Genomic DNA, 11,943 nt, shown 5'->3' with positions numbered 1-11,943 from the left:
AAGCGGCGTCCTCTTTGATGCTTCTTCGTCCCATGGCTCGTTGTTAGCTCATGTGGGGAATGGTGACACGATTATTGGTGGTTCAGCTTCCGATACAATTTCGGTCAACAATGCCTCTGCTGGCGCTCACGGCACATCATTTAATGCGACTCTTTATGGGGGAAGTGGTGCACCGAACCTGTTTGAGTTCCTGAATGGGCAAGGTGGACATTACACGATTGCTGATTTCGGTAGTGCCGCGGGTAATACAGTCGGTCTTTCTGCGTCTCAGATGAATAATCTGCAGAATGTTTTGGATGCAGAAACTGTCAGTGGTGGTAACACAACGATTCGTCTGAATGACAAGACGGAAATCACCTTCTTGAATGATACGCATCTGGCGCATAACAACTTCCACGCGATCAAATAAGGTCCTTGTGGAGTTTTAGCTAAAACGGAAAGCCCTGCTGGTCAGAACGCCAGCGGGGCTTTTTTGTACTGTTGGCAAGGCAAAACATCGTGTCGCAATAAATTTGCAGCACGAAGTATCAACATTCAAAAACTATAATTTTTAGGAGGAAAGTCTGGCTGGGGCGGGAGGATTCGAACCTCCGCATGGCGGAATCAAAATCCGCTGCCTTACCGCTTGGCTACGCCCCACCGGACAGATCAGCTTCTACCGCGAAGAGAAGCTGACGTAAAGAGTAATTTGCTGAAGAAAATAGAAAAGATGCCAAATTAATTGGGCTGTTATGAACGAGATCGCCCTGAGTTAATCCTTATCTTTCATCAAATCACGAGATGTCGTGATCTGATGGAGGAGGGGTGTGGTCAGGTAGTCCACTGGCAATCTCATCTTCTTCAAACGAGGATGCGTGAGGAGACATTTTTAAAACGCCAAGACGTTCTGCCTTATCGAGTGCTTTATCCAAAGCACTCATCGTTTCTGAAAGATCAGGAGCATCGTCCTTTTCCCAGGCGCGTAGAGCATGGGTCCATACCATCATAAGGGCTTGGAGACGGATAGCGCCACTTAGACCATGACGGCTTAGACCAGCACTGTCTGCGATCCAACGGAGGCTATCCAATGTGGCAGCGCCCAAAAGAGCGGCTAAGCCGGGGTCACGGGGAAGAGAATGTAGGACGCTTCTGAGGCCTTCACGGTGATCTTGAAAAGCGTCGAAGCGTCGCATGAAAAGATCAAATAACTTATCACGCAGGGGGATGCCCTGGTCATCAACACATAAAGCGGCCTCATCTGCAAGGCGATTGAGGCGCAAGAGGATGAGCGCTTTAAAAGGGTAACGAGCCCGCACTTGTTCAATAGGAAGGCCAGCATTACGGGCTGCGTCGACCAAGGAGAAGCGGTGCCATCCATGCTGGCCGGCTAATGTTAAGGATGCTTCGATCAATGTTTGATCAAAAAAAATATCGGTTTGGTCCGCCGTCATGGTAGGGCGCGTTCTCCTAAAAATTAGTTATCGAGCTCTTCAGCGCGACGTACTGCAGCCTCGGTAGCAAGTTTGACGCTATGGGGCCAGTTACGTTCATCCATAAAGACACTTAAAGCTGCGGCTGTTGTGCCATTGGGGCTTGTCACGTTTTTACGAAGTGTCGCGGCATCTTCTGGAAGGTCGTGGAGCATTTTTCCGGACCCGTAGATCATACTGCGGACCAGCTGGCGTGATTGTTTCGCTGTCAGGCCAAGATCAACCCCTCTTTGCTCCAAAAGTTCTGCCAGGAAGAAAATATAAGCAGGAGCAGAGCCAGCAATCGCGGTTACTGTTCGGAGGTCTGTTTCACGTGAAACAGGGACAACCGTTCCGACTTGTTCCATCAAAGCAATGCCGAGCGCCTTTTGTTTTTCAGAAACATGAGGAGAGGCGTAAAGCCCTGCAGAGCCTGCGCCAACACTAGAAGGCGTATTGGGCATGGTCCGGATAACAGGCATGTCTTCCCGACCGCTGACTTCAGCGAGGTGTTGGCATGTTTTGCCAGCCATGACAGAGAGAAGAGCCGCCTTATAAAAATTCTCTCCCATCGCTGCGCTGAGTTCTTTGATGATGCTGTCGGCAGCAGCAGGTTTGATGGCCAACACAATGATATCAGGTGCAACGTCTTTAGGAATATCCTGTGGCGTGCGGTAAATAGGGCTATTGCCAGGTGCTTGTTCTAGTTTTCGATCAAGGATGACCAAGCGCGGAGGTTTGGGGCTATTCATCCAACCTTGAGCAAGGGCACCGCCCATTTTCCCGCAGCCGACAAGGAGAAGTGTAGGGGATGTCATGAAAAAAGAATCTCCATCATGAAAGGAATAGAAAGGTGGATGTGATGATCACTCTTTTGGGGCAGGGTCTGTAAGACTCTGCTCAAGATCATTCAGTCTTGTCTCAAGCTCAGTCAGGCGGGCTTCCATCTTTTCTTGCCCTTGGCGTGCACGGCTTGCCATTTCCTGAACGGCCTCAAATTCATCACGGCGCACGAGGTTGAGAGTTTGGAGGACTTCATCCAAACGGCTACGGATCAGGCTATTAATTTCCTCACGGGCGCCATGAGCTGCCGAAAAAGCGGCACCTGCTAGTCCTGAAATATCATCAAAAAAACGTGGGCGTTCAACCATGTGAGAATCTCCTCTGTATAAGTTCTGGCGTCGTAAGGGTTTCTGTTGGAAACCTTGCACTGTCCAGACTATACAACAAGTATGATTATTGTTACCGGCGGTGCCGGATTTATTGGTTCTTGTACGCAGGCGGCTCTTTATCAGAGAAAAGAGCGAACGGTTATAGTGGACCGTTTGCGCGATCAGGGAAAGTGGCACAATCTAGCGGCACATCCTCCTGAAGCGATTATTGCGCCTGAATCTCTGCCAGAATTTCTAGAAGAGTATGGCGCTGAGGTGAAGGGGGTGTTCCACCTTGGTGCCATTAGTGCCACTACAGCACGTGATGGGGACCTTGTCTGGCAAACCAATGTTGCTTTGTCGCAGTATTTGTGGCGATGGTGCGCTCGGTATGAGGTGCCCTTTATATATGCGTCCTCGGCTGCGACTTATGGTGGGGTGAGTAACCCCAATGCGTTTCGAGATGGCATTGAAGAAATCGAAACTTTAAAGCCTCTTACCCTTTATGGATGGTCCAAACAGGCGTTTGATCTCTGGGTAGCACGAACGTTAGCCGAAGGAGAGCCGGCACCGCCTCAATGGGCTGGTCTGAAGTTCTTTAATGTTTATGGCCCGAATGAATATCATAAAGGCAAGATGATTTCGGTCATTAAAGGGAAATATGACGAAGTAGCTCGTGGGGAGCCTGCGCGTCTTTTTCGGTCAGACGTTAAGGGACTTGAAGATGGGCATCAAAAGCGTGACTTCATTTGGGTGGGTGATGTGGTACGCGTCATGTTGTGGTTATGGGATAACCCGCAGGTAAGTGGCTTATTAAATTGTGGAACAGGTCGGGCGCGAAGTTATTTAGATCTTGCTTACGCTGTGTGTGATGCCTGCGAAAAAGAGCGCCAAATTGAGTTCATTGAGATGCCTGCTACGTTGAAAGGGCAGTATCAATCTTACACATGTGCTGATATGAGCGCGCTGCGGCAAGCAGGCTATCAGGCTGACTTTGTAACATTAGAAACAGGGATTGCTCGCTACGTGGAGCATTATCTCGCGAATGGAAGGTATTATTTGTGACGATCCCATTTCCTGATTTTGATCCTGTTGCGTTTTCTGTCGGTCCTTTTGCTGTACGGTGGTATGCTCTTGCTTATATTGTCGCATTCATTTTAGCGCTTCCTCTTGCAAGACGGCTCGTACAACTGACGCCTAAAGTAGCAACACGTGCGGATATTGATGATTTCATGACGTATGCCGTGCTTGGCGTCTTGCTTGGTGGGAGGATAGGGTATGTTTTATTTTACCAATGGGATTTTTTCTCTCACCATCCGTTAGAGATTTTAGAGACATGGAAGGGAGGCATGTCGTTCCATGGTGGAGCGATTGGTGTCATTCTGGCACTTGCCCTGTTTTGCTGGCGTCGAAAAATCAATTTTCTGGCATTCTCTGACCGAATTGTAACCGTTGTGCCTATTGGTTTGGCATTAGGGCGGTGCGCCAATTTTATTAATGGCGAATTGTGGGGGCGTATTGCAGGGGCAAATGTTCCTTGGGCTATGGTCTTCCCAAAAGCGGGGCCAGAGCCGCGCCATCCATCAGAACTTTATGAAGCTCTGACGGAAGGGGTTCTGCTCTTGGTGGTGATGCTGAGTTTGGCCTCTCGCCCATCCATTCGTTCGCGTCCAGGCTTCCTGTCTGGAACGTTTCTCTTTGGCTATGCCTGTGCACGGGCTTTTTGTGAGTTATTTCGTCAGCCTGATGCTAATATAGGATTCCTAGCAGGAGGGGTAACGATGGGGCAGTTGCTTTGTCTGCCCATGGCTTTGGCTGGGATAGCATTAATGGGCGTTGCCTTACGCCGCCCTCTATTTTTGGGGAGTGAGAGTTATGAGTGATCATTTGCCACGTCTCACAATGCCGGGATTGACGGCAACACATGGTTTTTTCTCGCGTGTTGGTGGGGCGTCATCCGCTCCCTATGATAGTCTTAATGGTGGTTGGAATACGCAAGATCAACGGTCTCACGTGGAAGAAAACATTCGGCGGATTGCGGATGTCATGAATGTTGATTCATTTCATCTTTTGAGCGTTGATCAGGTTCATGGCGTTGATGTTGTGACGGTAAGAGCTAATACGCCATTATGGTCAGTGCAAGAACGGCCAAAAGCTGACGCGCTCGTGACGGATCGTCCTGATGTTGCACTTGCCATTACGACGGCTGACTGTGCACCGGTTTTGTTTGCATCGGGTGATGGCACGATTGTCGGTGCTGCTCATGCAGGGTGGCGCGGGGCTATTGCAGGCGTTTTAGAGGCTACAGTGCATCATATGGTCGCGCTTGGGGCTACGGACATCGCTGCCTTTGTTGGGCCGTGCATTGGGCCAGCCTCCTATGAAGTAGGTGCCGATATGCGTCAGGCTGTTTTGGAAAAACATTCAGAGGCTGAAAGTTTCTTCCGTGCGTCTGTTAAAGCAGATCATTTCATGTTTGACCTTCCTGGCTTTTGCGTGAAGCTTTTGGAACAGAGTGGCGTGAAATATGTCGGGAAAGCTGATGTAGATACGTTGTCGGGCGAGAATTATTTTAGTCATCGTCGTGCAACATTAGCGGGATCTTCTCTTACAGGGCGGCAAATTTCAGCGATTCGTCGTTAATTATGGGTGGAAAAGCGAATAAAAATTGTTTTTTCGTTCAAATTCGTTTAGGGCGAACTCACCGTATAGGCACCCCTGGAGGTCATACGGAATAGATTTTCTTAGACGCAGGAGCGTAAAACGTGGCGAAATTAACGACACTTCAGATCTCCGAGCGCGCGAAAGCAGGTAAGGGGGCAGCGCGCGCAACGAGACGTGACGGTATGGTACCGGGCGTAATTTATGGTGGTAAGCAGGAGCCTCGTCTGGTTTCTATCGATCCACGTATCATTACAAAAGAGTTGCACCGTGGTGGTTGGCAGTCTCGGTTGTATCAGTTCAGCGTTGGTGGCGAGCAGGTCCATGCTCTGATCCGTGATATTCAATTCCATCCGGTCAGTGACGCGCCGATTCATATCGACTTCTTGCGTCTAGTTCCTGGTCAGCAGGTTCATGTTCAGGTTGGTATCGTCTTCGAAGGTGAAGAAGAAGCCCCTGGCGTCAAGCGTGGTGGTGTGCTGAACATTGCACGTCATGCTGTGGACGTACGTGTTCCTGTGGAAGATATTCCAGAGCACTTCACGGTTGATCTCAGCAAGCTTGATATCAACGACAACGTGCGTTGGGATGATCTAAAAGGCACGGAGAAATCTACGCCTGTATTGCAGATTCCAAACTTTGTGATCGCCTCTATCGCTCCTCCAAGTGTTGAGGAAGATGGTGATTCTGCTGAAGGTGAGTCTGAAGCCTCTTCAGCTGAAGGCGATAAGTAAGAGGGCATAAGGTTGTGAAGCTCTGGATTGGACTCGGTAATCCTGGGTCAGGGATGAGCCGCAACCGCCATAATATCGGCTTTATGGCGATTGATGCGATCGCCTCGCGCCACGGGACATCCCCGTGGCGTCAGCGTTTCCGGGGCGAGACATCTGAGGGAGTCATCGGTCGGGAGAAGATTATTCTTCTTAAACCGCAGACGTATATGAACCTTTCGGGTGAAAGTGTTCAGTTGGCAGCGCATTTTTACAAAATTCCTCAGCAAGACATTATGGTTTTCCATGATGAGCTTGATCTCGATTTTGGCCGCATTCGCATTAAACGCGGAGGTGGGGCTGCGGGTCATAATGGTTTACGCTCTATGGATAAATCATTGTCAGGGCCGGACTATTGGCGTGTGCGTATGGGAATTGGCCATCCGGGAAGCCGGGAACGCGTGAATAGTCATGTTTTGGGCGACTTTTCCAGTGCAGAACGCTCAGAACTTGAATGGTGGTTGGATGATGTCGCAGATGCTGCGCCATTATTGGCTCAAGAACAGCATGATGCTTTTATGACGAAAGTTGCGTTACGACGTCCGTCATAAATTGGCTCTGTCCCGCTATTAAGCTTGTGTTTGTCATGTTTTCGAAAAGATAACCTATCCGCATGTCAGTAAATGAGGCGGAGCAGAAAGATGGAGACCAGGAATGGGGTTCAATTGCGGGATCGTCGGCCTCCCCAACGTCGGCAAATCCACCCTGTTCAATGCTTTGACGCAAACAGCGGCCGCTCAATCAGCGAATTATCCGTTTTGCACGATTGAGCCTAATACAGGCCGTGTGGCTGTGCCGGATAAGCGTCTTGAGGTGCTGGCACGGATTGGTAATTCTCAAAAAGAAGTTCCAACAAGTTTGGAATTTGTCGATATTGCCGGGCTTGTACGGGGTGCATCGCGAGGGGAAGGGCTGGGCAATCAGTTCTTAGCGAATATTCGTGAGGTGGATGCGATTATCCACGTGCTGCGTTGTTTTGATGATGACGATATCACGCATGTTGAGGGCGGGGTCGATCCTGTTCGTGATGCTGATATTATCGAAACTGAGCTCATGCTCGCAGATATGGCGAGTTTAGAGCGGCGTCAAACGACATTAGAAAAGCGTGCACGCGGAAATGATCGTGAGGCAAAAGAGCAGCTAGAACTCATGAAGCCCCTGATGGAAGCGCTTCAAGAGGGACGTCCGGCTCGGACTGCTGTTCCTGAAGGGCAGGAAAAAGAAGCGGCACGTTTGCAGCTAATGACGACAAAGCCAGTTCTATATGTATGCAACGTTGAAGAAAGCGCGGCATCAACGGGAAATGCTTACTCGGAAGCTGTTAAGAAACGTGCAGAGGCTGAAGGGGCTGGGGTTGTCATTGTTTCGGCCGCTATTGAAGCTGAAGTCAGTCAGCTAGATGAAGAAGAACGTAACGAATTTTTGGAAGGGCTCGGATTAAAAGATAGTGGTCTCGATCGTGTCATTGCGGCGGGGTATCGTCTTTTGGGCCTTCAAACCTACTTTACGGTAGGTCCCAAAGAAACACGTGCGTGGACCATCACGGCAGGGACAAAAGCGCCTCAAGCGGCTGCTGTTATCCATAATGACTTCGAGCGTGGTTTTATTGCCTGCGAGACGGTGTCTTTTGAGGATTATGTAACCTATCGTGGTGAAGCAGGAGCGCGTGAAGCGGGGAAGCTTCGTATTGAAGGAAAAGGATACGTCGTGCAGGATGGAGATGTTCTGCTTTTCCGCTTTAATGTTTGAGGGCTTATGTCCAGTCAGGCCGCTGCAGTTTTAGATGATCTCACGAAGAAAGCACGGAAAGCGGCTTCTCTTCTTTCTCAATCGTCGGATGAGCAGCGTGCTTTGGCTTTAAAGGGAGCGGCGTTCGCTTTGCGGCGACGCGCTTCCGCCATTCTTGAGGCGAATCAAGCGGATTTAAAGGCGTTATCATCTGAACGTAATGAGGCCTTTCGTGATCGTTTAACGCTAACTCCTGAGCGCATAGAAGTCATGGCAAAAGGGGTGGAAGCGATTGCGCTTTTATCTGATCCCTTGGGGAAAGTTTTAGCTGAGTGGCAGCAGCCTAATGGCCTTTCTTTTCGTCGCGTGTCAGTCCCGATAGGGGTTATTGGGATGATTTATGAGAGTCGTCCTAATGTGGGTGCGGATGCTGCGGCGATTTGCATTCGCTCTGGTAATGCCGTGTTGTTACGCGGCGGTGCTGAAAGTCAGCATTCAGCACGAGAAATCCATGCTGCTATGGTCGATGGCCTTCTTTCTGCTGGATTAGATCCGCATGTGGTGCAGATCCTTCCGTCAACGGATAGAGCGTTTGTTGGAGCGTTATTACAAGCGACCAATGGTGTTGATTTGATTATTCCTCGCGGGGGTAAAGGGTTGGTAACACGTGTTCAGCAGGAAGCACGAGTGCCTGTTCTCGCCCATGCTGAAGGTTTGTGCCACACATACATTCATAAAAGTGCTCAACCGGATATGGCGCGTCGGGTTGTTGTAGACGCTAAATTACGACGGCCTGGGATTTGCGGAGCGACAGAGACATTACTGATTGATGCCGATGTTGTTGAGACGTTGCTTCCTGCAATGGTGTCGGATCTTCGTGCGAAGGGGTGTGACTTCCGGGTTGATGCGCGTGTGCATGCTGTTATGCCAGAGCTTCCTCGTGCTACTGACGATGATTTCGATACGGAATGGTTGGCTCCTGTTTTATCTGTGGCCGTTGTTGATGGTTTAGAGGAGGCATTGGCGCATATTGAGCGCCATGGAAGTGGCCATACAGAAGCCATTATTGCGGAAGATGTGCAGGCCGCTGAAAAATTTATCAATGGTGTGGGAAGTGCCGTTGTAATGTGGAATGCGTCCACGCAGTTTTGTGATGGTGGGGAGTTTGGCTTTGGTGCAGAGATCGGTATTGCAACAGGGCGTATCCATGCTCGTGGGCCTGTCGGAATCGAGCAATTGACCTGCTATCGCTATGAAGTGCGTGGACAAGGGCAGGTCCGTGGCTAACGTTTCTCCATGTGTCGCGGCTTCTCGTTTTGGTGATGGACGCCGTCTGAGAATTGGCTTGCTCGGTGGGTCGTTCAATCCGGCGCATGAAGGGCATCGTCAGCTCGCACAACGGGCTTTAAAAGGGTTACATCTCGATCAAGTGTGGCTTATGGTCTCACCAGGGAATCCCTTAAAATCACGTCGTGGTATGGCACCTTTTGCGCGACGTCTCAAAAGTGCGCAGTCTATTGCTGATGGGCGACATATTGTCGTGACAGACATCGAGAAAAAAATAGGGGAACGCTACACGGTGCGGAGTGTCGCACGGTTGAAAGAAATGTTCCCTCACTGTCAGTTTGTGTGGCTTATGGGGTCGGATGGATTGGCACAATTTTCGCGTTGGCGTCGCTGGAGAACCTTAGCGAATCTTGTGCCTATTGTGGTTTTCCCTCGTCCGGGAAGTGTTATTCCTGCTCTCCGCGGTCAGGCTGCTTCGGTTTTACGAGCGCGGCGTGTTCCTCCAAGACGGGCTGCTGTCCTATTAAAAAAGGGGCAGGAGCCGGGATGGTCATTTCTTTCTGCTCCGCAGAACGCTATATCTTCTACTATCTTGCGGAAGGCTGGACAGTTCCGTCCAACTTGAAGACATCATGAGAGCGATTAACGACGTTATGAATACACCGTCACTTCCAACACCACATTCTCAAGAAGAAACAGTAGCGCGTGTGCTAAATATTGCGATTGAGAAGCTAGAAGAGGATAAGGCGGAAAATATCGTTACGTTGAATCTCGCAGGCCGTGCAGGATTCGCTGATCATATGGTGATTGCTTCTGCTGTTTCTGAGCGTCAGATGGCAGCGATGGCGCACCATATAGAACGAAGCCTTAAAGAAGAAAATTTAGTGCGTGTTCGTATTGAAGGTGAGAACGACAGCGATTGGGTTTTGATTGATGCCGGTGATGTTGTGATTCACCTCTTTATGCCAGAGGCTCGGGAAATGTATGCCCTTGAGCGCATGTGGGGTGGTGATCTGGGGCATGTAGAAGAGGATATTGTTGTTGGGCAATCGGATGCGCAATGAAGCTGATAGCGGTTGGAAAGCTTAAGGCGGGTCCAGAGCGAGATCTATTAACGCGTTATCTTGGCCGTCTTCGGCCGAAATTAGACATTATTGAAGTGGCACAAGGGCGTGGTTCTTCTCAGGAGCAGAAACGTCGCGAGGCGGAGTTGCTTCTTTCCGAATGTCCAGGCAATGCGTTTGTCATTGCGCTGGATGAAGGCGGCGGACTTAAAGATAGCGTGGGTTTTTCTAAAGATTATCAGCGTTGGCAAGAAACTGGGCGACCGCTTTGTTTTCTCATCGGCGGTGCCGAGGGGCTTGATATATCCGTAATAAGACGCGCTGACGCGTTATTATCACTGGGGAAATTAACTTGGCCCCATATGCTTGTGCGCGTCATGTTATCGGAACAGCTTTTTAGAGCCCAAGCCATCGCCTCCGGGCATCCATACCACAAAGCAGGACGTCCCGTATAAAGGCAAAAAATTAAGAGTATCTGGTCGGTATGAACACCCATCCTTATTCCTCCTCACATATTTTAATGGGGAGGAATAAGGATGGTGAAGAAATTACTTAACGAACGGACCGGTTGGGAGCATCATCGTCAAAGGCATTGTGATTTGTAACACCTGTAGGGAGTGATGCCGTTTCCATGCTTACATTGTTAGAAGCAAGGGCACTCCGAGCTGTATCAAAGGAGGGGGCAGCCCCTTCTGGTCGGCTGTAAATGAAGCCGTGAGTCGGATAGACGCTTCCGAGGCGGTCTTTGTTACTTCTGAGAGCAACACGAACTGCAGTCCAATCATTGTTTGGAGAGACATCAACGACACGAACATTTCGACTAATCGTGTTGCTTCCCCAATGTGATTGATCAATCAAAATTGTCCGGCTATCCACTTGTGAGCGCACAACTGCAACGTGGCCTAAGGGCATACGGCGCGTAGGACGGAAGCTGAGGACAGAACCGCTCTCAGGCGCGTTACCGCGGGCATAGCGTCCCGCAGCCCGCTGCCACCAATCACGAGCATTCCCATGAATCTTGAAGTTCGTGGATTGCTTTACGAAGGCCACACACTGCAGCACGTAACCATGGTGATGGTAGTTCCGGGAGTGGAAGCGGCTATGATGTAATAGGTGGCGATGAGAGGCGCGGACATGATGCGCTTCAGCACGAGGCGTGCACACACCGACTGCGGAAAGTGCCAGGCAAGATAAAACAAGTCGCTTCCCGTAACGTCGCATCATGCTAGCTCCATCCCCAGACCTTCAGAGAATCATTGTTAATTAATTATCAGGTGTTTCATATCAGCAACATAGCAGCTCTGACAAGAGTTAATATCTAGAAGAGCTATTGTTGTGGCCAATTAGAGCTAGTCACGAAGTCAACTCGTGTTATTTGGTCGAGATAACCATTATTTCGACTAAAATTTGTGGATCTGCCATTGTCGCTTGGATGCATGCACGGGCCGGTGCAAGATTTTCTGGAAGCCACTTAGCCCAGAGAGCATTAAACTTATCCCGATCATGAATGGATTTTAGCCAGATTTGTGCTTGGAGGAGACGTGTATTGTCTGTTCCATGTTCTTCAAGGAGTTCATCAAGTTGGATGAGAACATCACGTGTTTGCCCTTCGATATCTTGGGATAAGTCACGGGCGACAACGCCTTGGGTAAAAATGAAACCATGATATTCGACGGCTCTGGAAAGATATGCATTAGAATCTGTGCGAAGAATGCGGCTCATATTTAATGACTCCTTAATAAAGAAGAAGATTCGTCCCATGAAACCGGGGCAAATCAGCATAACCTTTGTGATTGCTTGCTGGTGAAACCGCAAGGCGCTAGGCCTGTAAATT

General features: G+C 49.7%; 15 protein-coding genes, 1 tRNA gene and 1 pseudogene. 11 read left to right on the top strand and 6 right to left on the bottom strand.

Annotation, left to right across the window (positions count from 1 at the left end):
* A pseudogene (locus GS501_RS01210) lies at positions 1-409 on the top strand (hypothetical protein); the annotation flags it as partial.
* 155 nt (positions 410-564) lie between these two features.
* Here GS501_RS01210 and GS501_RS01205 read toward each other — a convergent pair.
* The 4 genes from GS501_RS01205 to GS501_RS01190 all read right to left on the bottom strand — a co-directional run bounded on the left by GS501_RS01205 (position 565) and on the right by GS501_RS01190 (position 2,599).
* Positions 565-639 (bottom strand) — tRNA-Gln (locus GS501_RS01205).
* Between the two features lie 134 nt (positions 640-773).
* Positions 774-1,430 (bottom strand): TetR family transcriptional regulator, encoded by a 657-nt coding sequence (locus GS501_RS01200; protein ID WP_202405260.1) that lies wholly within the window; start codon positions 1,428-1,430, stop codon positions 774-776.
* Between the two features lie 23 nt (positions 1,431-1,453).
* Positions 1,454-2,266 (bottom strand): pyrroline-5-carboxylate reductase, encoded by an 813-nt coding sequence (gene proC, locus GS501_RS01195; RefSeq protein ID WP_160830070.1) that lies wholly within the window; start codon positions 2,264-2,266, stop codon positions 1,454-1,456.
* Positions 2,267-2,314: 48 nt separating this feature from the next.
* Positions 2,315-2,599, bottom strand: coding sequence for an accessory factor UbiK family protein (locus GS501_RS01190; RefSeq protein WP_160830069.1), 285 nt, complete (start codon positions 2,597-2,599; stop codon positions 2,315-2,317).
* Positions 2,600-2,680: 81 nt separating this feature from the next.
* Here GS501_RS01190 and rfaD point away from each other — a divergent pair, with 81 nt between their 5' ends.
* The 10 genes from rfaD (at position 2,681) to GS501_RS01140 (ending at position 10,564) form a co-directional block, all read left to right on the top strand.
* Complete coding sequence (rfaD, locus tag GS501_RS01185) at positions 2,681-3,664, top strand: ADP-glyceromanno-heptose 6-epimerase (RefSeq protein WP_160830068.1); 984 nt, start codon at positions 2,681-2,683, stop codon at positions 3,662-3,664.
* Positions 3,661-4,482 carry a prolipoprotein diacylglyceryl transferase gene (gene lgt, locus GS501_RS01180; RefSeq protein ID WP_370517895.1) on the top strand — a complete coding sequence of 274 codons (822 nt, stop codon included), beginning with the start codon at positions 3,661-3,663 and terminating at the stop codon, positions 4,480-4,482. Before rfaD ends, lgt begins: the two co-directional genes overlap by 4 nt.
* Positions 4,475-5,242 (top strand): peptidoglycan editing factor PgeF, encoded by a 768-nt coding sequence (gene pgeF, locus GS501_RS01175; RefSeq protein ID WP_160830067.1) that lies wholly within the window; start codon positions 4,475-4,477, stop codon positions 5,240-5,242. The genes lgt and pgeF overlap by 8 nt, the downstream gene beginning before the upstream one ends.
* Before the next feature lie 122 nt (positions 5,243-5,364).
* Complete coding sequence (locus GS501_RS01170; protein WP_160830066.1) at positions 5,365-5,994, top strand: 50S ribosomal protein L25/general stress protein Ctc; 630 nt, start codon at positions 5,365-5,367, stop codon at positions 5,992-5,994.
* Between the two features lie 14 nt (positions 5,995-6,008).
* On the top strand, positions 6,009-6,581 hold the full coding sequence (gene pth / locus GS501_RS01165) for an aminoacyl-tRNA hydrolase (RefSeq protein ID WP_160830065.1): 573 nt from the start codon (positions 6,009-6,011) through the stop codon (positions 6,579-6,581).
* Between the two features lie 103 nt (positions 6,582-6,684).
* Entirely contained in the window at positions 6,685-7,779 is a 1,095-nt protein-coding gene (gene ychF, locus GS501_RS01160; RefSeq protein ID WP_160830064.1) for a redox-regulated ATPase YchF, read from the top strand.
* Positions 7,780-7,785: 6 nt separating this feature from the next.
* Complete coding sequence (locus tag GS501_RS01155) at positions 7,786-9,045, top strand: glutamate-5-semialdehyde dehydrogenase (RefSeq protein WP_160830063.1); 1,260 nt, start codon at positions 7,786-7,788, stop codon at positions 9,043-9,045.
* A complete protein-coding gene (locus tag GS501_RS01150) occupies positions 9,038-9,670 on the top strand; it encodes a nicotinate-nucleotide adenylyltransferase (protein WP_370517894.1) in 633 nt (210 codons plus the stop codon). Before GS501_RS01155 ends, GS501_RS01150 begins: the two co-directional genes overlap by 8 nt.
* 28 nt (positions 9,671-9,698) lie before the next feature.
* A complete protein-coding gene (rsfS, locus tag GS501_RS01145; RefSeq protein WP_160830061.1) occupies positions 9,699-10,109 on the top strand; it encodes a ribosome silencing factor in 411 nt (136 codons plus the stop codon).
* Positions 10,106-10,564 carry a 23S rRNA (pseudouridine(1915)-N(3))-methyltransferase RlmH gene (locus GS501_RS01140; RefSeq protein ID WP_160830060.1) on the top strand — a complete coding sequence of 153 codons (459 nt, stop codon included), beginning with the start codon at positions 10,106-10,108 and terminating at the stop codon, positions 10,562-10,564. The genes rsfS and GS501_RS01140 overlap by 4 nt, the downstream gene beginning before the upstream one ends.
* 97 nt (positions 10,565-10,661) lie before the next feature.
* Here GS501_RS01140 and GS501_RS01135 read toward each other — a convergent pair whose 3' ends face one another.
* Both GS501_RS01135 and GS501_RS01130 read right to left on the bottom strand, forming a co-directional pair.
* Positions 10,662-11,333, bottom strand: a complete 672-nt coding sequence (locus GS501_RS01135; RefSeq protein WP_160830059.1) for a CHAP domain-containing protein — start codon at positions 11,331-11,333, stop codon at positions 10,662-10,664.
* Between the two features lie 147 nt (positions 11,334-11,480).
* Positions 11,481-11,831, bottom strand: a complete 351-nt coding sequence (locus GS501_RS01130) for a RidA family protein (RefSeq protein WP_160830058.1) — start codon at positions 11,829-11,831, stop codon at positions 11,481-11,483.
* Positions 11,832-11,943: the final 112 nt, after the last annotated feature.

The sequence above is a fragment of the Saccharibacter sp. 17.LH.SD genome (assembly GCF_009834805.1).
Classification (GTDB): domain Bacteria; phylum Pseudomonadota; class Alphaproteobacteria; order Acetobacterales; family Acetobacteraceae; genus Saccharibacter.
This window is presented reverse-complemented; position numbering and strand designations above follow the sequence as displayed.

Coding starts and splice junctions, on each gene's coding strand:
- GS501_RS01200 (WP_202405260.1), bottom strand. CDS start 1,430: ATGACGGCGGACCAAACCGATATTTTTTTTGATCAAACATTGATCGAA.
- proC (WP_160830070.1), bottom strand. CDS start 2,266: ATGACATCCCCTACACTTCTCCTTGTCGGCTGCGGGAAAATGGGCGGT.
- GS501_RS01190 (WP_160830069.1), bottom strand. CDS start 2,599: ATGGTTGAACGCCCACGTTTTTTTGATGATATTTCAGGACTAGCAGGT.
- rfaD (WP_160830068.1), top strand. CDS start 2,681: ATGATTATTGTTACCGGCGGTGCCGGATTTATTGGTTCTTGTACGCAG.
- pgeF (WP_160830067.1), top strand. CDS start 4,475: ATGAGTGATCATTTGCCACGTCTCACAATGCCGGGATTGACGGCAACA.
- ychF (WP_160830064.1), top strand. CDS start 6,685: ATGGGGTTCAATTGCGGGATCGTCGGCCTCCCCAACGTCGGCAAATCC.
- GS501_RS01155 (WP_160830063.1), top strand. CDS start 7,786: ATGTCCAGTCAGGCCGCTGCAGTTTTAGATGATCTCACGAAGAAAGCA.
- rsfS (WP_160830061.1), top strand. CDS start 9,699: ATGAATACACCGTCACTTCCAACACCACATTCTCAAGAAGAAACAGTA.
- GS501_RS01140 (WP_160830060.1), top strand. CDS start 10,106: ATGAAGCTGATAGCGGTTGGAAAGCTTAAGGCGGGTCCAGAGCGAGAT.
- GS501_RS01135 (WP_160830059.1), bottom strand. CDS start 11,333: ATGATGCGACGTTACGGGAAGCGACTTGTTTTATCTTGCCTGGCACTT.
- GS501_RS01130 (WP_160830058.1), bottom strand. CDS start 11,831: ATGAGCCGCATTCTTCGCACAGATTCTAATGCATATCTTTCCAGAGCC.